This is a genomic window from Ruegeria sp. B32, from assembly GCF_025141855.1.
GTDB lineage: Bacteria > Pseudomonadota > Alphaproteobacteria > Rhodobacterales > Rhodobacteraceae > Ruegeria > Ruegeria arenilitoris.
In genome coordinates, this window is record NZ_CP081106.1 from 1,657,135 (window position 1) to 1,678,136 (window position 21,002).

The 21,002-nt window shown below is 60.5% G+C and carries 17 protein-coding genes; 10 read left to right on the forward strand and 7 right to left on the reverse strand.

All coding sequences use genetic code 11. The features are described 5' to 3' along the window. Positions 1-75: 75 nt before the first annotated feature. From K3752_RS08470 to K3752_RS08490, 5 genes are all read left to right on the forward strand, one after another. Complete coding sequence (locus tag K3752_RS08470; protein ID WP_093962099.1) at positions 76-729, forward strand: alpha/beta hydrolase; 654 nt, start codon at positions 76-78, stop codon at positions 727-729. Next, complete coding sequence (locus tag K3752_RS08475) at positions 729-974, forward strand: hypothetical protein (protein WP_093962100.1); 246 nt, start codon at positions 729-731, stop codon at positions 972-974. The genes K3752_RS08470 and K3752_RS08475 overlap by 1 nt, the downstream gene beginning before the upstream one ends. 366 nt (positions 975-1,340) lie before the next feature. After that, the gene (locus tag K3752_RS08480; protein ID WP_093962101.1) at positions 1,341-1,676 is read left to right on the forward strand and encodes a multidrug efflux SMR transporter; all 336 of its coding nucleotides are present in this window, start codon (positions 1,341-1,343) and stop codon (positions 1,674-1,676) included. Positions 1,677-1,750: 74 nt separating this feature from the next. Next, entirely contained in the window at positions 1,751-3,568 is a 1,818-nt protein-coding gene (typA, locus tag K3752_RS08485) for a translational GTPase TypA (RefSeq protein ID WP_170338557.1), read from the forward strand. Between the two features lie 275 nt (positions 3,569-3,843). Next, the gene (locus K3752_RS08490; protein WP_260066154.1) at positions 3,844-4,971 is read left to right on the forward strand and encodes a hypothetical protein; all 1,128 of its coding nucleotides are present in this window, start codon (positions 3,844-3,846) and stop codon (positions 4,969-4,971) included. A gap of 119 nt (positions 4,972-5,090) precedes the next feature. Here K3752_RS08490 and K3752_RS08495 read toward each other — a convergent pair whose 3' ends face one another. The 4 genes from K3752_RS08495 to recA all read right to left on the reverse strand — a co-directional run bounded on the left by K3752_RS08495 (position 5,091) and on the right by recA (position 10,260). Then, on the reverse strand, positions 5,091-5,714 hold the full coding sequence (locus K3752_RS08495; protein ID WP_170339104.1) for a transglutaminase-like cysteine peptidase: 624 nt from the start codon (positions 5,712-5,714) through the stop codon (positions 5,091-5,093). A gap of 378 nt (positions 5,715-6,092) precedes the next feature. Continuing rightward, positions 6,093-6,380 carry a DUF1330 domain-containing protein gene (locus K3752_RS08500; RefSeq protein ID WP_093962104.1) on the reverse strand — a complete coding sequence of 96 codons (288 nt, stop codon included), beginning with the start codon at positions 6,378-6,380 and terminating at the stop codon, positions 6,093-6,095. A 1-nt stretch (position 6,381) separates the two neighbouring features. Beyond that, positions 6,382-9,054, reverse strand: a complete 2,673-nt coding sequence (alaS, locus tag K3752_RS08505; RefSeq protein WP_260066157.1) for an alanine--tRNA ligase — start codon at positions 9,052-9,054, stop codon at positions 6,382-6,384. A 141-nt stretch (positions 9,055-9,195) separates the two neighbouring features. Continuing rightward, the gene (recA, locus tag K3752_RS08510) at positions 9,196-10,260 is read right to left on the reverse strand and encodes a recombinase RecA (RefSeq protein ID WP_170339099.1); all 1,065 of its coding nucleotides are present in this window, start codon (positions 10,258-10,260) and stop codon (positions 9,196-9,198) included. Positions 10,261-10,566: 306 nt separating this feature from the next. Between recA and K3752_RS08515 the strand changes: the two genes are divergently transcribed. Beyond that, the gene (locus K3752_RS08515; protein WP_170403035.1) at positions 10,567-11,160 is read left to right on the forward strand and encodes a sulfotransferase family 2 domain-containing protein; all 594 of its coding nucleotides are present in this window, start codon (positions 10,567-10,569) and stop codon (positions 11,158-11,160) included. Here K3752_RS08515 and K3752_RS08520 read toward each other — a convergent pair. The 3 genes from K3752_RS08520 to guaB all read right to left on the reverse strand — a co-directional run bounded on the left by K3752_RS08520 (position 11,157) and on the right by guaB (position 16,190). Then, positions 11,157-13,448 (reverse strand): ATP-binding protein, encoded by a 2,292-nt coding sequence (locus K3752_RS08520; protein ID WP_260066159.1) that lies wholly within the window; start codon positions 13,446-13,448, stop codon positions 11,157-11,159. The two genes, K3752_RS08515 and K3752_RS08520, sit on opposite strands and share 4 nt — an antisense overlap. A 104-nt stretch (positions 13,449-13,552) precedes the next feature. Then, on the reverse strand, positions 13,553-14,713 hold the full coding sequence (locus tag K3752_RS08525) for an RsmB/NOP family class I SAM-dependent RNA methyltransferase (protein WP_260066161.1): 1,161 nt from the start codon (positions 14,711-14,713) through the stop codon (positions 13,553-13,555). A gap of 28 nt (positions 14,714-14,741) precedes the next feature. Beyond that, positions 14,742-16,190 (reverse strand): IMP dehydrogenase, encoded by a 1,449-nt coding sequence (guaB, locus tag K3752_RS08530; protein WP_170339091.1) that lies wholly within the window; start codon positions 16,188-16,190, stop codon positions 14,742-14,744. A gap of 215 nt (positions 16,191-16,405) precedes the next feature. Here guaB and K3752_RS08535 point away from each other — a divergent pair, with 215 nt between their 5' ends. From K3752_RS08535 to K3752_RS08550, 4 genes are all read left to right on the forward strand, one after another. Continuing rightward, positions 16,406-18,448 carry an ASKHA domain-containing protein gene (locus tag K3752_RS08535; protein ID WP_260066163.1) on the forward strand — a complete coding sequence of 681 codons (2,043 nt, stop codon included), beginning with the start codon at positions 16,406-16,408 and terminating at the stop codon, positions 18,446-18,448. 23 nt (positions 18,449-18,471) lie between these two features. After that, on the forward strand, positions 18,472-19,329 hold the full coding sequence (locus K3752_RS08540) for a class I SAM-dependent methyltransferase (protein ID WP_260066165.1): 858 nt from the start codon (positions 18,472-18,474) through the stop codon (positions 19,327-19,329). 321 nt (positions 19,330-19,650) lie between these two features. Continuing rightward, positions 19,651-20,436, forward strand: coding sequence for a helix-turn-helix transcriptional regulator (locus K3752_RS08545; RefSeq protein ID WP_260066167.1), 786 nt, complete (start codon positions 19,651-19,653; stop codon positions 20,434-20,436). Then, a complete protein-coding gene (locus K3752_RS08550) occupies positions 20,433-20,927 on the forward strand; it encodes a prepilin peptidase (RefSeq protein ID WP_260066169.1) in 495 nt (164 codons plus the stop codon). The genes K3752_RS08545 and K3752_RS08550 overlap by 4 nt, the downstream gene beginning before the upstream one ends. Positions 20,928-21,002: the final 75 nt, after the last annotated feature.

Consider the following 21,002-nt stretch of genomic DNA (forward strand, 5'->3'; position numbering starts at 1 on the left):
CCGTTCTAAGGTGCCTGACGATAACCGTCAAGTATATCCCGGCGCCCGCGAGAAAAAGACAGGACAACCGCACACATGCCCGAGGTGATTTTTCCCGGACCTGAAGGCCGACTGGAAGGCCGTTACCACCCCCAAAAGGAAAAAGACGCACCGATCGCCATCGTGCTGCACCCGCACCCCCAGTTCGGCGGGACCATGAACAACAAGGTCGTCTACAACCTGCACTACGCGTTCTACAACATGGGCTTTACGGTCCTGCGCTTCAATTTCCGGGGCGTCGGCCGCAGCCAGGGCGAGTATGACCAGGGAGTCGGAGAACTCAGCGACGCGGCATCGGCGTTGGACTATCTGCAGTCGATGAACAACAACTCGAAACATTGCTGGGTTGCAGGCTTTTCGTTCGGAGCCTGGATCGGCATGCAGTTGCTGATGCGTCGCCCCGAGATCACCGGCTTCATCAGCGTGTCGCCGCCCGCGAACATGTATGATTTTTCGTTCCTTGCCCCCTGCCCCTCGTCCGGGCTGATCATCAACGGAACGGCTGACCGGGTGGCACCGCCGGCGGACACCACCGCACTGGTCGGAAAGCTGCACGAACAGAAGGGTATCACCATCACCCACACCGAGGTTGAAGGAGCCGACCACTTCTTCCAGGGTGAGCACATGGATACGCTGATGACCAACGTGACCGACTACGTCAAACGCCGCCTGACCGAGAACACACGCTGATGTCCGACACCATCACCATTCTCGCGGCGAAACTGGCCGAGGATACGATGAAGGTCATGGACGAAACTGGCCAGGATCGGTTCTACGTCGAAGTCGGTGACGTGCTGGGCGCGGCCTCCCAATCGCTTGAGGAGGCTTTCCTTACCGAAATCCGCGTCCGGTTGGCCGAGCGCAAGGCGCGGCAATTCCTGATCAAGAGGCTGTCGGATCACCGGTCCAAGGTGAAGGCGATCGAAAAGCAATAGGCGCACAAAAAAGGAGCCCGCGGGCTCCTTTTTCGTTGCATTCGTAGCGTTCAAACTGTTGTTGCGCTTGACCTATCAACCAATTTGGCTGCGTCAGTATCGACGGACCCCCCGTCAGCAAGCCACCCAATCGCCACGATTATTGCCGAAGCAAACACGACCGTTTTTGCAAATGTCGTCATGAAACACACTCGTTAAAAAAGTAATCGAAAACGTGGAGTAGTTTACACGCTTTCCGGCCTTGCCATAGTCGGGTTTACCTGACCCTAGGTGAACCAACGAAAGGGGCGGCTGCCTGAATTTCCTTGCGCCGTTTCTGAATTCTGTGCTCAACGTCCCAGCAGATGCATCAAGGGTTCAAGAACCATGCCCCAAGCCTACCTCATCCTCCTTCTCGCCGTTATTGCCGAGACAATCGGAACGACTGCGTTGCAGGCCAGCCAGCAATTCACCCGGTTCTGGCCCTCGGTGCTGGTGGTGGTGGGCTATGGCTTTGCCTTCTACCTGATGGCGCTGACGCTAAAGGTAATGCCCGTCGGCATCGTTTATGCGATCTGGTCCGGGCTTGGCATCGCTCTGATTGCGCTGATCGGCTTTGTGGTTTTCGGCCAACGGCTGGACTGGCCCGCGGTTCTGGGCCTTGCGATGATTCTGGGCGGCATTCTGGTCATCCACCTCTTTTCGCAAACTGCGGGCCACTGATCGCGCGTTAGGGCTGGTAACTTGTGCCGCGCCGCGTTATGCGCGCGGCAACTTCCCGTTCAAAGGCTGACCTCATGGACCTGCGCAACATCGCAATCATCGCTCACGTGGACCACGGTAAAACGACCCTGGTTGACGAGCTACTCAAACAATCCGGTGCATTCCGGGAAAACCAGGCCGTGGCCGAGCGCGCCATGGACAGCAACGACCTGGAACGTGAACGCGGCATCACCATTCTGGCCAAGGCCACCAGTGTCGAGTGGAAAGGCACGCGCATCAACATCGTTGACACCCCCGGCCACGCCGATTTCGGCGGCGAGGTCGAGCGTATCCTCAGCATGGTCGACGGTGTTGTGCTGCTGGTTGATGCCGCCGAAGGCCCGATGCCTCAGACCAAGTTCGTGACCTCGAAGGCGCTGGCGCTGGGTCTGCGTCCGATCGTGGTGCTGAACAAGGTCGACAAGCCCGATGCCGAGCCCGACCGCGCCCTGGACGAATGCTTTGACCTGTTCGCCAACCTCGGCGCCGACGATGACCAGCTGGATTTCCCGGCCATGTACGCCTCGGGGCGGTCGGGCTGGGCTGACATGGAACTGGACGGCCCGCGCAAGGACCTATCCGCCCTGTTCGACTTGGTAGTCGACCACGTTCCCGCCCCCAAACAAGCTGAGCGCAAGGATGAACCCTTCCGCATGTTGGCGACCACTCTGGGCAGCGACCCGTTCATCGGTCGCATCCTGACCGGCCGCGTCGAAAGCGGCACGCTCAAAGCGGGTGACAGCCTCAAAGCGCTCAGCCGTGACGGAAAGCTGATCGAGAATTTCCGGGCCACCAAGATCCTGGCCTTCCGTGGTCTCAGCCAGCAACCGATCGACGTTGCCGAAGCGGGCGACATCGTAACCATCGCAGGCATGAGCAAGGCCACCGTTGCGGATTCGCTGGTGGCGCCCCAGGTGGACGAGGCCCTGCCCGCCCAGCCGATTGACCCTCCGACCATCACCGTCACCTTCGGCATCAACGACTCGCCGCTGGCGGGGCGTGACGGCAAGAAGGTCCAGTCGCGCGTCATCCGCGACCGCCTGATGAAAGAGGCCGAATCGAACGTGGCCATCCAGATCACGGACACCCCCGGCGGCGAAGCCTTCGAGGTTGCGGGCCGCGGTGAATTGCAGATGGGCGTTCTGATCGAGAACATGCGTCGCGAAGGGTTCGAGCTCAGCATCTCGCGCCCGCAGGTTCTGTTCCGCGAGGAAGACGGCCAACGCCTGGAGCCCATCGAGGAAGTCACCATCGACGTGGATGACGAATTCTCGGGCGCAGTCATCGAAAAGGTGACAGGCGCGCGCAAGGGCGAGTTGGTTGAGATGCGCCCCGCCGGAGTTGGCAAAACCCGCATCATCGCGCATGTCCCGTCGCGTGGCCTGATCGGCTATCACGGTGAATTCCTGACCGACACCCGCGGCACCGGCGTTCTGAACCGCGTGTTCCACGGCTGGGCACCGCACAAGGGCCCGATCCCCGGACGGCGCGCCGGCGTTCTGATCTCGATGGAGAACGGACAGGCCGTCGCATACGCGCTGTGGAACCTGGAAGAGCGTGGGCGGATGTTCGTCGGCCCCCAGACCGATGTGTATCAGGGCATGATCATCGGCGAACATTCGCGGGACAATGACCTTGAGGTGAACCCGCTGAAGGGCAAGAAGCTGACCAACGTGCGCGCCAGCGGTTCGGACGATGCCGTTCGCCTGACACCGCATGTCCAGTTCTCGCTGGAGGAGGCCATCGCCTACATCGACGACGATGAGCTGGTCGAAGTAACCCCGAACGCGATCCGATTGAGAAAGCGGTTCCTTGACCCGCACGAACGCAAGCGTATGGCCAAGTCAGCCTGACCCCCGGTCCGTTCGATTTTGGACGGGTCGGAAACAATGGCGCGAATGTGACATTTTTGCGTCCATCTGAAACAGTGTTTTCTCAGGGAAGCCATGAATGGATCATGGCTTCCCTTTTGTTTTGCCTGCAATTTCACCCATAAGATGAATTAATTCCGCATTGCTATCGCGGTGTTGCCCTTGAAAATGCGACGTGATAGGGGTGTATTTGTGTTCAAAGTATGTCATCGCCAGGTTGTTCGGTGATGAGTTTAACGAGTGTAAGGAGGCGCAATATGCGCATCAAATCCCGTCTACTGACAATAGTATTTGCTTCAGCTTCATTGCCGCTGATGTCCGGCGGGCCTGTTGTCGCCGCTGACAAATGTACGATCCAGACCGCCCGGCAGTCGGTTTCCACAGAAACCCTGTGTGCCTGTACGGTCGTGGATGCACGGATGCTGCGTTACATCCAGCGTCGCGCCGATTTTGAAGACATTCTTGCACGCACTTTGCAGACCTGCCCGGCCTTTGCGGCCGTGTTGACGGATTTCCCGACCGCTTCGATTGGTACAGTCGAACAAAGATCCGGCGACGGCCCTTCGAACCCGGGTGGTAGTTCTTCGGGCGGCAGCTCGAGCGGTGGGAGTTCCTCTGGCGGAAGCGGCGTTACCCCAACCGGTGGCGGCAGCTCCAGCGGTGGTAGCTCCAGCGGCGGCTCCAGCGGTGGCAATCCTGCACCGCCAGCGCCTCCAGGGGGGTCTGGTGGCAGCTCAAGCGGTGGTTCCGGTGACGGAGGTGGCAGCTCGAGCGGCGGCAGCTCAAGCGGTGGCTCCGGCGACGGCGGTGGCAGCTCGAGCGGCGGCAGCTCCAGCGGTGGGTCCGGCGACGGTGGAGGCAGCTCGAGCGGCGGCAGCTCCAGCGGTGGCTCTGGCGACGGCGGCGGCTCCGGCGACGGTGGCGGCTCCGGTGACGGTGGCGGCTCCGGTGACGGCGGCGGCTCCGGTGACGGCGGCGGCTCCGGTGACGGCGGCGGCTCCGGTGACGGCGGCGGCTCCGGTGACGGCGGCGGCTCCGGTGACGGCGGCGGCTCCGGTGACGGCGGCGGCTCCGGTGATGGTGGCGGCTCCGGTGATGGTGGCGGCTCCGGTGACGGTGGCGGCTCCGGCGACGGTGGCGGCTCCGGCGACGGTGGCGGCTCCGGTGACGGTGGCGGCTCCGGCGACGGTGGCGGCTCCGGCGACGGTGGCGGCTCCGGCGACGGTGGCGGCTCCGGCGACGGTGGATCCGGAGGCGGCGATAGCGGCGGCTCAAGCGGCGGCAACGGTAACGGCGGCGGCGTTAACGGTAATAATGGCGGTGGAAATGGACCCGAAGGCGCAAGCCCTGGTCAGGGCAACAACGCCAACAATGACGAGGACTAACCGCCTGTGGTCGTGATGCCACGTTTCAGTGGCAATCTGGCATACAAATGAAAAAGGGCGATGAATTCATCGCCCTTTTTTTGCTGGAGCCTTCAAGAAACTCAAATCGCTGTGGCTTCTTAGCTTCGCCCGTAAATCCCAACCCAACGCTGGGGCTGTTTCGGATCCTGCATCCGCAGGAACAAATAGCGTGTGGCCGACCAGGGTTTGATCCGATTGGTCAGGTTGTCCAGCACGAGATCACCTTGATTGGAGCGGTAAACCAGAACCGCGTGGGGGCCGCGGCGGGTATCCAGAACGGTCGCCAGCAAAAGCTTGTTGGGATCAATTCCAGCCTTGATCAGGTCACGCTTTTTCAGCAGCGCAAAATCCTCGCAATCACCGCCGCGCGATGTTGGCAGGGCCCAACGCTCCCGCGTCTTGTACTGCACTTGGTCCGTGACCTCACGCGTTGTCGCATTGACCTGGGCATTGATTTGCTTGACCAGTCGCAGTTCCTGATGGCTGGGCAGCGAAACCGACTTCTTGTTCGCACAAGCCCAGGCATACTGGCGGCACAAGGTCCGTGCGCCCGACGGCGGTGGCGAAGCCGAAAACCCCGAAATGAAAGCTGTCTCTGAAGCGCTGGCTTGTCCTGTCGCAAGAACGGCACCGCCGATCACTCCCAACACACCCAGAGCCAGTGTGGCCTTGCTGGCCGCGCGACTTGCCACTGTGTTGAGCCTGTCCAAAACCCGTTTCATGCCTGTCCCTCGATCCCATACGTTCGACTGACTGCCGCTTCTGAGGACCATATTCTGCTTTTGGAAACTATCCGTTAACAGACTGGCTCTGGCAATCCTCGGTCAGGTTGTCGGCAAAAAACGGCGGAAATTCGTAACTCAATATGACCTTTTCCGCGCAAGAAAATGGCGAAGCCTGACACAATTAGAGGTAGAACGTCATAGTTTCGCCGCCACAAAAAAGCTCAACTCATTGAAAGTATGAGGGAAATTTTGTTGCGGGACGTGATCACTGGAACACTATCGGCCCAATTACAGGATCGGCGTCGCAACTTTGGCTGACGTTGCGTCACCCAAAGCGGGTTCCGGAGCCAATCCAAGACCGGCTCCGGTTGATTCTCACTCGGTCGTTTCGACGACCAGCAATTCGCGCTCACTTGCGCCCCGGGCGTGGCTCAGGGCTTCTTGGTATTCAGCCGAGTTGTAACAGGCGACGGCGGCTTCAACCGACGGGAACTTCGCCACGACATTGCGGGGCCGCTCTTTGCCTTCCAGTTGGACATAGCGTCCTGCACGGGCAATGAACGTGCCCCCATGTTTGGAAATGGCCGGGCCGGCAAGCTCGGCGTATTTGCCATAAGCTTCGGCATCAGTAACCGTGACATGTGCAATCCAGAGTGCTGGCATCTTATCCTCCCAAAACCTCTTCCGCGGCCTTGATGGCCGCCGCGGCGTTGGCGGCATCGCGACCACCGCCCTGCGCCATGTCGGGACGCCCGCCGCCGCCCTTGCCGCCCAGTTCCTGCACGGCGGCCTTGACCAGATCGACGGCCGATATCGACTGCGTCAGGTCGCTTGTGACACCGGCAGCAACTGCAGCCTTGCCGCCCGTGTCGGCGATCAGAAGAACGGCGCCCGATCCCAGCCGCGCTTTGTGCTCATCAATGAGGGCCGGCAGATCCTTGCCCGACACACCATTCAGAGCCTGTGCCAGGAACTTGACGCCGTTGATCTCTTTGGCTTCCGCGCCGCCGCCTTGACCGGCTCCACCGGCCATCGCCAGATCGCGGCGCAGCTGCGCCACTTCGTTCTGCAACGACTTGCGCTCGTCCAGCAGAGCTTTGATGCGATCGACGACATCATCCGGCTGCGCCTTCAACTCGGCAGCAATCTGGCCAAGCCACCGATCCTGCTCGGTCAAGTACCGCAATGCAGAGTCCCCGGTCAGAGCCTCGATCCGCCGCACGCCCGCGCTGCTTGCACTGTCACCCAGAATGACAAAGGTCCCGATATCTCCTGTCTGGCGCACATGCGTACCGCCACACAATTCGATCGACCAGGTTTGGCCGTCATGGCCCTTGCCGGTCTGGGCCTTGCCCATCGAGACGACCCGGACTTCGTCGCCGTATTTCTCACCGAACAACGCCTGTGCCCCCAAGGCGCGGGCATCGTCCGGGGTCATGATACGGGTTTCGACCGTCGAGTTCTGACGAATGAACTCATTCACCTCGCGTTCCACGGTCTGCAACTCAGCCTGTGTCAGCGCTTTGGCGTGGCTGAAATCAAACCGCAGACGGTCGGCAGCATTCAACGATCCGCGCTGTGCAACATGATCGCCAAGCGTTTCTCGCAGCGCTTCGTGCAGTAGGTGGGTCGCCGAGTGGTTCGCTCGGATGGCCGAGCGCCGGGCGTGATCGACTTCGAGCTCGACGGCATCACCTTTGGCGATCGCACCGCTGTCCACGACGATCTTGTGTGCATAGACCTTGCCATCCGCGAACTTCCTGGTGTCTTCGACCGTCGCGCTCTGGGTGCGGTCTTCAAGACGCCGGATGCTGCCGGAATCGCCAACTTGGCCACCGGCCTCGCCGTAGAAGGGTGTCTGGTTTACGACCACCCAGCCGGATCCGCCCTGCTCGATACGGTCCACAAGGTCACCGTCGACCACCAGAGCCACAACCTGACCCTCGGCCATTTCGGTTTCGTAGCCCAGGAAATCGGTCGCACCGCTTGCGTCCAGTATGTCGAACCAGACCGCCTGATCTGCTGCCTCGCCCGAACCAGCCCAGGCGGCGCGCGCCTTCGCCTTCTGCTCGGCCATGGCGGTGTCGAACCCGGCGGTATCAACCGTCCGACCTTTCTCGCGCAGGGCATCCTGGGTCAGGTCAAGCGGGAAGCCATAGGTGTCATACAGCTTGAAGGCGGCATCCCCGGGCAGTGGCGCCCCATCCGGCAGGCCCGCCACTTCGTCATCCAGCAGCTTGAGCCCCCGGTCCAACGTCTGCTTGAACCGGGTTTCCTCCAACAACAACGTCTCTTCGATCAGAGCCTGAGCACGACCCAGCTCGGAATACTGCGCGCCCATCAATTGAACCAGTGTCGGAACAAGTTTGTGCATGACCGGATCCTTGGCGCCCAGAAGATGCGCGTGGCGCATGGCCCGGCGCATGATCCGGCGCAGGACATAACCGCGACCATCATTCGAGGGCATGACCCCGTCTGCAATCAGGAACGAGGTCGACCGCAAGTGGTCGGCAATCACCCGATGGTGCACATTCTGATTGCCATAGGGGTCCACATGCGTGACTTCGGCCGAGGCCTCGATCAGTGTCTTGAAAAGGTCGGTGTCATAGTTGTCATGGCTGCCCTGCAGCAACGCGCCGATCCGTTCCAGACCCATGCCGGTATCGATCGACTGCATGTCCAGTTCACGCATCGAGCCGTCTTCGAACTGCTCGTTCTGCATGAAAACGATGTTCCAGATCTCGATGAACCGGTCACCGTCTTCCTCGGCCGATCCCGGAGGTCCGCCCCAGATGTGGTCGCCGTGATCATAGAAGATCTCGGTACAGGGGCCGCAGGGACCGGTCGGGCCCATTTGCCAGAAATTGTCGCTGGTGGCGATGCGGATGATCCGGTCTTCGGGGACGCCGACTTTCTTCCAGATTTCAAACGCCTCGTCATCGGTATGATAGACCGTCGTCAGCAGACGGTTCTTGTCGATCCCGAACTCCTTGGTGATCAACTCCCAAGCGAACGGAATCGCTTCCGATTTGAAATAATCGCCGAACGAGAAGTTGCCCAGCATCTCGAAGAACGTGTGGTGGCGGGCCGTGTAACCGACATTGTCCAGGTCGTTGTGCTTGCCGCCGGCGCGCACGCATTTCTGCGCCGTGGTAGCACGTGTGTAGTCGCGGGTCTCAAGGCCGGTGAACAGGTTCTTGAACTGCACCATGCCCGAGTTAACGAACATCAGCGTCGGGTCGTTGCGCGGCACAAGCGGGCTCGACGCGACCACTTCGTGCCCTTGTTTGGCAAAGTAGTTCAGAAAGGTTGAGCGGATATCGTTCAGCGTGGGCATTGGGCTCTCTCAGCGCGCATTCATGATCTATCGCGACGGTTTAGCCCCCTGTCCGCCGATAGTCCACAGGATTGCTGCACCGCAAACGAAACAAGGTGAACCCGAAGGCTCACCTTGCCAGTGTTCTCTCGGATCTTCCGATCAGGCTTCGAGGATATCATCCTCATCCGCCGCAGGCGGCATGTCGAAATCAAGTCCGTGCGCGGCACGGATCTTATCCTCGATTTCCAGCGCAACCCGACTGTTGTCCCGCAGGTATTGCTTGGCGTTTTCACGCCCCTGCCCGATCCGCTCATCCCCATAGCTGAACCACGAGCCGGACTTTTCGACCACACCGGCTTTGACGCCAAGATCCAGCAGTTCGCCCATCTTGCTGATGCCCTCACCATACATGATGTCGAATTCCACCTGCTTGAACGGCGGGGCCACCTTGTTCTTGACCACCTTCACGCGGGTCTGGTTACCGACCACCTCATCGCGGTCCTTGATCGCGCCGATGCGGCGGATGTCCAGACGGACCGAGCTGTAGAATTTCAGGGCGTTGCCCCCGGTCGTAGTTTCCGGGCTGCCGAACATGACGCCGATCTTCATGCGGATCTGGTTGATGAAAATCACCATGCAGTTGCTGCGGGCGATCGAGCCGGTCAGTTTGCGCATCGCCTGGCTCATCAGCCGGGCCTGCACACCCACATTGCTGTCGCCCATGTCGCCTTCCAGCTCGGATTTCGGCGTCAGCGCCGCCACCGAGTCCACAACGACCATGTTGACCGCCCCGGAACGCACCAGCGTATCGGTGATTTCCAGCGCCTGCTCACCCGTGTCGGGCTGCGAGATCAGCAGTTCATCCAGATCCACCCCCAGCTTGCGGGCGTATTGCGGGTCCAGCGCATGTTCCGCATCGACAAATGCACAGACGCCGCCGCGTTTCTGCTGCTCTGCGATACAATGCAGGGTCAGGGTCGTCTTGCCCGAGCTTTCCGGGCCGTAGATTTCGACAATCCGACCCATCGGAAGTCCGCCGATACCAAGGGCTATATCCAGCCCAAGCGACCCGGTCGAACTGGCTTCGATCTCCTGCCGGGCGCCATCGCCCAGCTTCATGATCGAGCCCTTGCCGAACTGCCGCTCGATCTGCGCCAACGCGCTGTCCAGCGCCTTTTGCTTGTCGGGGTTTTTCTTGTCGTTCATTGTCAGAAGATCCGCCATTGTCCTGTCGCCTTCCCTTTTGTCACACCCATCACCGGGCGGCAATCGCTGCTTTGTTCGCCTCTTGTTCCTTATGAGATCAAAAGAAGAACATTTCAACAAAAACTTTCATTCCTTACCTTTGGATGAAGAGGTTAAAGAGTCGTTTATTCTGATCTCGAAACTGCTCAATCATGCCCAAGGCTCTGTCTTTGCAATGAAACTTTGCTTGCACAGGCTGGCGATTTTGTGCGGAAGCAATTGACCTCGGCCGCCGGGGCGGACAATCATGTGGCACGACAGCCTTCGGCGCAGGAAAGACATGAAATGCTGATCTTCTTCAAGGAACGCCTTGCGCTTCTGTCCCTGCCCAAAACCGGAAGCACCGCCTACCAAGTCGCGTTGCGGGACCGGGCGGATATCGTGGTGTCGGGTCCACCGGATCTGAAACATGCGCCGGTGCGTCGCTACGACCGTTTCTTCCAGAACATTTTCCGCAAGATGTACGACACGGAAATGGAAATCATGGCCGTCGTGCGCGAACCCGTCGATTGGCTGGGCAGCTGGTATCGGTACAGGACGCGCACCGAATTGACGGGCCACCCGCATTCGACCGACGGCATGTCTTTCGACAAGTTTGTCCAAGCTTATATGCAGTCGCCCCGTCCCGCGTTTGCCGATGTCGGCAGCCAAACTGAATTCTTCCGGACCCGCAGCAACGGCGCTGGTGCTTCGCATATCTTTCGCTACGAACACCAGGACGAGATTCTGGACTTCCTTCAAGATCGACTGAACGCCCGGATCGATCTGACCCGCGAAAATGTATCGCCCAAGCGGGAACTGATACTTTCGGACCAGACCATGGATACATTCCGCAAGGCTCATGCCGCCGAGTTTCGTCTGCATCAGCAGGCGCGTTAGTTGAGGTGTTGGAACACCGCCTCGGTCAATTGTGTCAGTGAAAAAGGCTTGGGCAGGAAGGTCGAGTTTCTGATTTCCGGCCCAGCGTCCCCAAACGCGCCTTCGGTATAGCCCGACATGAAGACCACCCGCACATCTGGCCGGCTTTCCAGCGCCTTGGCAACCCAGGTTGGACCATCCATTCCGGGCATGACCACGTCCGTGACGAAGACGTCGACGTGCAGGTTCTGATCCGCAAGAATGCGCAACGCGTCCTCGGCCGAGCCCGCCTCAAAGACGGTATAGCCCTTGAGGCGCAAGGCACGGGTGGCAAAGGCGCGTACCGGCGCCTCATCCTCGACCAGCAAAACGACACCTTCGCCTTGATGCGCGTTCGGTTCCGGTTGTGCCGGCGGTTCGATCGCAACCTCGGTGTCCCGTGCCAAGCAGACCGGCAGCATGACGTTGAATTCGGTCCCACGCCCTTCGGTGCTGTCCACGAAGATGAAGCCGCCGGTTTGCTTGACGATGCCATAGACCGTCGACAAACCCAGACCGGTCCCCTCGCCTGTCCGTTTGGTCGTGTAGAAGGGTTCGAATATCTTCTGCAGCTTGTCTGACGGAATACCGACGCCACTGTCGATGACCTTGACCGAAACATATTCACCCACCGGAACCGTCGCTCTGTCCCGCATCAGCGGCTCGGTCAAAGAAAACACCTCGGTTTCGATACGGATTTCTCCGCCGTCGGGCATCGCATCGCGCGCGTTCACCACAAGGTTCATGATGACCTGTTCCAACTGCCTCTTGTCTGCGCGAACGGGCTTGAGAACCGGATCATGACTGAGGATCAACTTGACCTTCTCGCCCACCAGGCGGTTCAACAAGTGGATCAGGTCGGAAATGGTATCGCGCAGATCCAGTACTTCGGGTCGCAGAGTCTGTTTTCGGGAAAAGGCCAGCAACTGGCTGACCAACGCAGCGGCCCGGTTGGCATTCTGGTTTATCTGGACGAGATCGCCGTAGTTCGGATCACTTTGATCATGGCGCAACAGAAGCAGGTCGCAATGTCCGGAAATGGCGGTCAGCAGGTTGTTGAAATCATGCGCCACGCCGCCCGCCAACTGCCCGACCGCCTGCATCTTTTGCCCCTGGACGAACTGCGCCTCCAGCGTCTTGAGTTCGGTCGCGTCGTTCAGAACGGCAACAAGGCGCACCTCACCGTTCTTGACGATGCGGGTCAGGGTCAGTTGCACGAAGACCTCTCGGTCCTTTCCACCCAGCCGCAGGAATTCGGAACGTGGTGGCCCATCGCACGCGGCGACCTGAAGCAGCCAGTCCCGCAAGGGTTGCCCCAATCCGCTCAGAATCGTGTCGATATTGGTCTGACCAAGTTCAACATCACCGATCAGTTTGCGCGCCAACCGATTGGCATCCAGAATCTCACCGCCCGGAGCGAGGTGCATCATGGGCACCGGGACGTCGGCGAAAGTCGTGGTCCACTGATCTGCAGGCGCGTCGTCAAGCAAAACCAGCGCTATATCCCGGCCCGCGCTGGTTTTTTGAACCTCGCAGACGAGTACCCGCCGCGAACCTTCTTGAGCAGGTAGGCGCAGAGCCGTTTCACCGGATATGACCTCCGGCGTCAGAGCCTCGGCCGCGCCCACTTCGCTGCCTCGGAGCATCGCCTCGGCGGCGGCATTCATGTTCAGGACCACGTCATTTCGCCCGAGCGTCACGATTGGAAGCGAAGCATACGCCCAAGGTTGCCGACCCGAGGCCTTGATCCGCCACAGGTACAGATCATCGCCAAGGTCGATCGCCAGAACTGGAATTGTCGTACCCTTTGTCACGATGTCTTCTGCCGCGCGCCCTTCGACTTGCGCCAATGACTGCATCCGAACCAGTATCGCCGCAGGATTGGCGAAAACGGACCGCAAACACATGTCCAGCCTTGCGCCTGTCGAGGCGTTGAACCTGTCCCGCGCTGCGGAGTTCACGATCAGCACCCGCCCGTTGGCATCCGTGATGAAACCCGGAGCGGGCTCTTTTTCCAGAAACGATGCGAGAATGGTTTGCGCCTGTTTGTCAACGCGGTACGAGAACCATCCGCGCAACAGAACAAACGCGCCAACGGCCAGAAAAGACCCTCCAACTGCCAGCAGGCCAGAAACCAACTGAGGTGAGATCGGAAAGAGCTGTGCGAGAATGACCAACAAAAGCGCGACACCGACCAGAGAAATGGCCCGCGACCAGCTGGGAAAGTGTCGCCCGGTCAAGCTTGACGTAAATTGAGCGACTTCGGTCATCAACAACTCGATTCAAAATCAATCCAGGGCATTTCGTGGCACAAAGAGTTAATATCCGCTCAAGGAATCCAGCGGGTATTCTCCTTTAAGTTGTTTTCAGCGTATTAGCGTCGCGTCAAGTGGGCGGAATAGAAGCCGTCGGTGCCGTGTACAACCTGCCACAATCGGCTGAACGTGCATTGCCATTCCGGATGCGACGACAGGAACGTGTCTATGACGCCTCTGTTTTCGACATCCAGAATCGAACAGGTGGCGTAGGCCAATACACCGTCATCACAGACGAGGGGTGCGGCTGCGTCCAGAATGGACAATTGTGTCTGAGGCAACTGGGTCAATTGCTCGGGCGTCAATGCCCATTTGCCCGCAGGTGCGCGCCGCCACGAGCCGCTCCCGGAACAGGGGGCGTCAGTCAGCACCAGGTCAAACGGGCCGTGTTCTTCCAGGTCATCCGTAGACAGGATGGAAATGCGCGCTCCCGCCCGTCGTGCTCGGTCAGGAAGGTCACGCATGCGCCCGGGATTGGCGTCATGGGCGAAGACTTCGACACCGCCAGAGGCGGCCATGGCCAACGCCTTGCCGCCACCCCCGGCACAATAGTCCAGAACCCTCATGCCGGGTCTTAGGTTCAATGCAGCAACGACAGCCTGGCTCGCCGCATCCTGCAACTCGACCAAGCCGTCACGATAGCTTTGGGATTGCGAAACCTTCCGGGCACCATCGACGACTTCAAGCGCCGTCTCGCAGGCCGGGTGCGGCGCAGTGGAAATCCCTTCCCGCGCCAGCGCATCCACCGCCTCTTGCATGCTCGTGCGGGCCAAATTGACCCGCAGGTGAACCGGAGCGCGTGATTGCAGCGCGGTGGCGGCCTCTCTGGCATTTTCACCAAGCGACCGCTCGAAGACCGGCCAAAGCCACTCGGGAATATCAAGCTGTTCGGCTTCCGTTTCGAATGGACGTCCGACCTCGTCCGCCGTGACGGGGTCTGGGGCGTGACCAACTCCGCTGAACAGATCGACCGGGTCTTGGCCCCGGGACCGCAGAGCGCCCAACATCAGGCCTCGCCCCGTCCTTGCACCGCCGATCGCAGCGTAAGACCGAAGATGCCGAAGCGCGTCAAAGACATGGTCGCGGATCGCCGCCCTGTCCTTCGATCCCGCAAAACGGCTGCGCCGCGCCCATCCCGTCAACGCTTTCTCGGCGGGAGTTCCGCCCAGAAAATCGTCTAGGATTTCGATAGCGGCCTGAACGCGCGCGCCTGGGGTCATGTCGAGGTCCTGAGTCCGACGGAAACCGTCACATCACGCGGTAGTTTGGGCTTTCGCGGGTGATCTGTACGTCATGCACGTGGCTTTCCTTCAGACCCGCTCCGGTGATCTTCACGAACTGACAATTGCGGCGCATTTCATCGACGGTCGCGCAGCCGGTATAGCCCATGGCCGCACGCAGACCGCCGACCAGTTGATGAACGACAGCGCTGGCCGAGCCCTTGTAAGGCACCTGCCCCTCGATCCCTTCGGGCACCAGCTTGTCATTGGCGGCATCCTTCTGGAAATAGCGATCGGCCGAGCCGCGCGCCATCGCGCCCAGGCTGCCCATGCCGCGGTAGGATTTGAAAGAGCGGCCCTGATACAGGATCACCTCGCCCGGGCTTTCATCGGTGCCGGCGATCATCGAGCCAACCATGGCGCAGGACGCGCCCGCCGCGATGGCCTTGGCGAAATCGCCCGAGAACTTGATGCCGCCATCGGCGATGACCGGTACGTCACCGGCCGCAGCCGAGCAATCCATGATTGCCGTCAACTGGGGCACGCCGACACCGGCCACCATGCGCGTGGTGCAGATCGAGCCCGGCCCGATCCCGACCTTCACCGCATCGGCACCGGCGTCGATCAGGGCCTTGGTCGCGTCGCCCGTTGCGACGTTGCCCGCGATGATCTGCACTTCGTTCGACAGGGCCTTGATCCGCTTCACTGCGTCCAGCACCCCTTGGGAATGGCCGTGCGCCGTGTCGACCACGATGATGTCGACGCCAGAGTCGACAAGTTGCTCGGACCGTTCAAAGCCGGCATCGCCAACCGACGTGGCCGCCGCAACCCGCAGCCGACCCAGATGGTCTTTGCAGGCCGTGGGGTTCAGCACCGCTTGCTCCGTATCCTTCAAGGTCAGCAGACCGGTCAGTTTGCCCGATCCGTCGACGACCAGCAGCTTTTCAATCCGGCGAGCCTTCATCAGGCTCTTTGCCTCTTCCAGGTCGGCCGGCTCCTGCAGCATCGCCAGATTATCCGTGGTCATCATCGCGCGGATCGGCTGGTCGTCCGACGTGGCAAAACGCATGTCGCGGTTGGTCACGATGCCCACGACGCGGCCGTCGTCATCCACCACCGGGAAGCCGGTGAAGTTGTAGCGCTCGACCAAGGCCTTGGCATCGGCCAGCGTTTGATCGGCGCGCAGGGTGACTGGGTTGTAGACGATGCCGGATTCGAAGCGTTTGACCCGGCGCACCTCACGCGATTGCTCCTCGACGGTCAGGTTCTTGTGGATCACCCCAATGCCCCCGGCCTGGGCCATTGCGATGGCCATCCGCGCCTCGGTCACCGTGTCCATGGCCGAGCTGAGCAGCGGTATGTTCATGGTGATCGCGCGCGTCACGCGCGTCGACGTGTCCGCCGTTGCCGGCAGCACCGACGAGGCCGCCGGAACCAAAAGAACGTCATCAAAGGTGAGTGCCTCACGAATCTGCATCTGCTAACCCCATGCAAAACCCCGTTTGGCGGTGACCCTATTGCATGGTTTCGACCAAAGGAAAAGCCCCTGCCCCAACTTGTTCGCCCACAAACCGCCGCGATGGCGCGGAAAACGACGCAAGCCGCGCAAAACCTGCCGCGGATTGGCCTTTCCCTTTGCCGCGAAACCCATATCTTGCCGCCATACGCGCGAACACCAAAAAGGCATCCGTCATGACCACCGATCCCCTTGTCGTCTTTACCCCTTCGGGCAAACGCGGACATTTCCCCGTTGGCACTCCGATCCTGACGGCGGCCCGGCAACTGGGGGTCGATCTGGATTCGGTCTGCGGTGGGCGCGGGATCTGCTCGAAATGCCAGATCACGCCCAGCTATGGCGAGTTTCCCAAACACGGCGTCACGGTCCGCGAAGACGCGTTGAGCGAATGGAACGCGGTCGAGCAGCGCTATGACGACAAGCGCGGTCTGAAACCGGGCCGGCGGCTGGGCTGTCAGGCCACCGTTCAAGGCGACGTGGTGATCGACGTTCCACCCGAAAGCCAGGTTCACCGCCAGGTGGTGCGCAAGGCCGCCGCCGCGCGCGCCATCACGATGGACCCGGCCACGCGCCTTTATTTCGTGGTGGTCGAAGAACCCGATATGCACTCGCCCACCGGCGATCTGGAACGTCTGGAGCGCGCCCTGCGCGAGCAGTGGCAGATCGACGCCATCACCGCCGACCTGTCGCTTCTGTCCAAACTGCAGCCGACCCTGCGCAAAGGCAAGTGGGAGGTCACGGTCGCCCTGCACAAGGGCCACAAGGACAGCGTGGCGCGCATCGTCGAAATCTGGCCCGGACTGCACGAAAACGGGCTGTACGGGCTGGCCATCGATTTGGGCTCGACCACCATCGCCGCGCATCTGACCGATCTGGACACCGGTGAGGTCAAGGCCTCGTCGGGACTGATGAACCCGCAGATCCGGTTCGGCGAAGACCTCATGAGCCGTGTGTCGTACGCGATGATGAACCCCGGCGGTGATCAGGAGATGACCCGGGCCGTGCGCGAGGCGATCAACGATCTGGTCACCTCGATCGCCGACGAGGCAGGGATCGACCCGGCCCTGATCGTGGAAACCGTGTTCGTCTGCAACCCGGTCATGCACCATCTTCTGCTGGGTCTGGACCCGGTTGAACTGGGCCAGGCGCCGTTTGCGCTGGCCACGTCGGAAAGCGTCACGCTGCCCGCACGCGAGATGGATCTGACCACGATGAACCCCCGTGCGCAGGTCTACATCCTGCCCTGCATCGCGGGCCATGTGGGAGCCGACTGCGCCGCCGTGGCGCTGAGCGAAGAACCGGGCAAGTCGCAGGATCTGGTTTTGATCGTGGACGTCGGAACCAATGCCGAGATCCTGCTGGGCAACACGACCCGCGTGCTGGCTTGTTCCTCGCCCACCGGACCGGCTTTCGAAGGTGCGCAGATCAGCTCGGGCCAGCGTGCCGCGCCCGGCGCGATCGAGCGCATTCAAATCGACCCCGTGACCAAGGAACCCCGGTTCCGGGTGATCGGCTCGGACAAGTGGTCGGACGAAGACGGGTTCGAGGCCGACATCGCCACCACCGGCATCACCGGCATCTGCGGGTCGGGCATCATCGAGGCGGTGGCCGAAATGCGCATGGCCGGCCTGCTGGACGAGAGCGGCCTGATCGGCTCGGCCGAACAGACCGGCAGCAGCCGCTGCATCCCCGAGGGACGCACTCATTCCTACCTGATCCATGACGCCAGCGCCGAGGGCGGCTCGCGCATCACCGTGACCCAAGGCGACATCCGGGCGATCCAGCTGGCGAAATCCGCGCTCTATGCCGGGGCGCGGCTGCTGATGGACGAGATGGGCGTGGACAAGGTCGATCGCGTGGTGCTGGCCGGAGCGTTCGGTGCCCATATCTCGACCAAACACGCGATGGTTCTGGGCATGATCCCCGACGCGCCGCTGGACAAGGTCCAAAGCGCCGGCAACGCCGCCGGTACCGGCGCGCGCATCGCGTTGTGCAACATCGCTGCCCGGGCCGAGATCGAACGCGTGGTGCGCGAGATCACCAAGGTCGAAACCGCGATCGAGCCGAAATTTCAGGAGCATTTCGTGGCCGCCAACGCGATCCCGCACAAGACCGACCCGTTCCCGGAACTGGCCAAGATCGTCACCCTGCCCACCCCGTCTTTTAACACCGGAGGCGACACGGAAAAAACTGGCCGTCGTCGCCGCAGAAAGGCATAGTCCGAAAAACTGCGGAGGACCCCATGCAAACAGCAAACGAAGATCAGGCTGAATACTGGGGCAACTCCGAATCCGGCACCAAGTGGCTGACTTTTGAGGACAAACTGGATCACATGCTGGCACCGGTTCTGGACCTCGTTCTGGAACAGGCCGAACTGGAACCCGGAATGCGCGTGCTGGACATCGGCTGCGGGACCGGCGCCAGCACCATCGCGGCCGCCCAGCGTGTCGGACCGCAGGGCCATGTTCTTGGCGGCGACATTTCTGAGCCGTTCCTAAGCCGAGCGCGGGAAAGGGCCTTTTCCGCGGGTGTTGAAAACGTCGATTTCCAATGCGTCGACGCTCAGGTCGCCCGGTTCCCCGAGGGCGCGTTCGACGCTGCGATATCGCGGTTCGGTGTCATGTTCTTTCAGGATTCGGTTGCGGCGTTCGCCAACATCGCCAAGGCTCTGGCCCCCGGCGGACAAATGACTTTTGCCGCATGGGGACCTCTGGCTGACAATCCCTGGTTCAGGATTCCCCACATGGCCGCCACATCGCATCTGGGCCACCCACCAAAATATGGTCGGTACGCACCGGGACCACTGGCCTTTCATGACATCGACCATGTGACCGGCATGATGGCAACGGCGGGTTTGGATGACATCTTCGCCAACCCCGTAAGCCTCCGACTACCGGGGCTTGGATCGGTGGAGGCCACCGCTGAGCTTTGCACCCGGGTCGGGCCGGCCGCGCGCGTGATAGCGCATTTTAAAGGCGATGAGGCCGACGAACGAAAAATCCAGAGCGCCGTGGCCCAGGAGTTTTCGAGTTTTCAAACGGCAGATGGGTTTGGCATCCCGGCAGTCATCAACGTCTTTCAGGCCCGTAAGCCCTCCTGAAATACCAGAGCGTGTCGCCCTTGGCCAATCACACCCGCTGACTGTTATTGTTTCTGATCGTCAACTCTTTTCAGCCTTTTGAGCCTAATTGTCTGCGTTTTTGCCAGTGTTTTTCTCACCATCCGGAAACTTAATAAGATTCTTGGTGATTTTTGCGTAAAAATCGTAAAATATGAATGTATTGGGCAGAGTAATTCAAATCTACAGAAGCCGCTGAACCGGCTCGCTTTAGTGAGTAAGACGTTTACCAGTTGGTGCTATATGGACAGGGGGATGGGCCGTGCAGGTGCGTGGCTACCGAACACGCAACACACACGTGCATTGATCAGTTTCATTCAATGGAGCCAGGGCGGAGTGGTTCTGGACGCTGCGTTGACCGAAGTTGTCAACGCGTTTGGAGCCGATTGTGGTACCCTCAGCCGTGTCTGGCTCAATAAAGGTGGCAGCCGAGTAGCTGCGCGCGCAGATACCCGTGACCAGACAATAAGTCGGCCGCTTTTCCTTTCCTTCACGAACGACGTGATTGGTCCGTTTGCGAGCAAGCCAAAGAAAGGCGTCGTCTTCAGTCTCAAGGATCACGGGAAACCCGTAAACGAGTTTTCTGCCGTTGTTCTGGACTGGATCTCGCACCGCAAGCTGCACGATATCCTGTTCGTCTGTCTCGACAACCAAGGCTGCGAAATCGATTTTCTGGAGCTGCATTTCGCCAAAGGCCTCGAACCCGGCTGGCGCGAAGCGATAGAGACAATCGCACCCGAAATCTCCGAGATCTACCGCAACAGACGCGCCGGTCTGATTACCGAAGCACTGTCCCGCCAATCCGTAACAACCATCCAAAGGGCGGTAAATGACGCGCCGCTGATGAGCCTCGAAAACCCAGCGGGCCTGACACGGGCCGAATGGCGGGTCTGCGTTCTGATTTCCCGGGGACTGTCGCAACAGTCCATTGGATCCGAGCTCGAGATTGGTCCCGCGACTGTGAGAACGCATCTCAAGCATATCTACGGCAAGACAGGAATGGAGAACTTCCACATGTTGGCCAGACGGCTGGTTTCGATCGAAGAACGCGAAGCCTTGCACGGCAGACACAATCAGGCACGCGCATGATGATTGATCTGCCTTGGCATATCTGGGTACCACTGTGGTTGATGGTGCCGCTGTTTGTGGCGGTGGCGTGGACGGACCTAACCGAATATCGGATACCGAACCTGTACTGCCTGATAGGGGTTGCCTTGTTTCTGGTCGGGTCCCCTGCCCTCGGTTTGCATGAAGTTGGATTGCGATTGATCGCCGCCGGGCTTTGCTTTGGGATCTGTTTTGCCCTTTTCGCCGCCGGTTGGCTGGGGGGCGGAGACGCCAAAATGCTACCGGTGGTCTTTCTGGCGATACCGACCCAAGCCCTTTCGACATACATGCTGCTGCTATCTGCCGCGATGGCGTTTGGACTGACCAGCTTGACCCTGCTGCGCCTGTTCGTCCGACAACCGACAGGAAAGCTTGCAGCAACGCTCAGCGGACGCGAGTTTCCCCTTGGGATTGCCATAGGCCTTTCAGGCCTGATCCTGGCCGGCTGGTCGATGCTGCTTTACGGCGCCTGAAAGAGCGCAACCCAAGTCGGGGACGCACAGTTGACCTCGTGCAGACCCGGGAGCGCCGCACCTACAAAAACAGCG

Bases quoted from the DNA above. Each gene is read 5' to 3' on its own strand.
- K3752_RS08520 (WP_260066159.1), bottom strand. From the start codon at position 13,448: ATGACCGAAGTCGCTCAATTTACGTCAAGCTTGACCGGGCGACACTTT.
- K3752_RS08515 (WP_170403035.1), top strand. From the start codon at position 10,567: ATGCTGATCTTCTTCAAGGAACGCCTTGCGCTTCTGTCCCTGCCCAAA.
- K3752_RS08525 (WP_260066161.1), bottom strand. From the start codon at position 14,713: ATGACCCCAGGCGCGCGCGTTCAGGCCGCTATCGAAATCCTAGACGAT.
- typA (WP_170338557.1), top strand. From the start codon at position 1,751: ATGGACCTGCGCAACATCGCAATCATCGCTCACGTGGACCACGGTAAA.
- K3752_RS08550 (WP_260066169.1), top strand. From the start codon at position 20,433: ATGATGATTGATCTGCCTTGGCATATCTGGGTACCACTGTGGTTGATG.
- K3752_RS08480 (WP_093962101.1), top strand. From the start codon at position 1,341: ATGCCCCAAGCCTACCTCATCCTCCTTCTCGCCGTTATTGCCGAGACA.
- K3752_RS08535 (WP_260066163.1), top strand. From the start codon at position 16,406: ATGACCACCGATCCCCTTGTCGTCTTTACCCCTTCGGGCAAACGCGGA.
- K3752_RS08500 (WP_093962104.1), bottom strand. From the start codon at position 6,380: ATGCCAGCACTCTGGATTGCACATGTCACGGTTACTGATGCCGAAGCT.
- K3752_RS08540 (WP_260066165.1), top strand. From the start codon at position 18,472: ATGCAAACAGCAAACGAAGATCAGGCTGAATACTGGGGCAACTCCGAA.
- recA (WP_170339099.1), bottom strand. From the start codon at position 10,260: ATGGCGGATCTTCTGACAATGAACGACAAGAAAAACCCCGACAAGCAA.
- K3752_RS08470 (WP_093962099.1), top strand. From the start codon at position 76: ATGCCCGAGGTGATTTTTCCCGGACCTGAAGGCCGACTGGAAGGCCGT.
- guaB (WP_170339091.1), bottom strand. From the start codon at position 16,190: ATGCAGATTCGTGAGGCACTCACCTTTGATGACGTTCTTTTGGTTCCG.
- K3752_RS08495 (WP_170339104.1), bottom strand. From the start codon at position 5,714: ATGAAACGGGTTTTGGACAGGCTCAACACAGTGGCAAGTCGCGCGGCC.
- K3752_RS08490 (WP_260066154.1), top strand. From the start codon at position 3,844: ATGCGCATCAAATCCCGTCTACTGACAATAGTATTTGCTTCAGCTTCA.
- alaS (WP_260066157.1), bottom strand. From the start codon at position 9,054: ATGCCCACGCTGAACGATATCCGCTCAACCTTTCTGAACTACTTTGCC.
- K3752_RS08475 (WP_093962100.1), top strand. From the start codon at position 729: ATGTCCGACACCATCACCATTCTCGCGGCGAAACTGGCCGAGGATACG.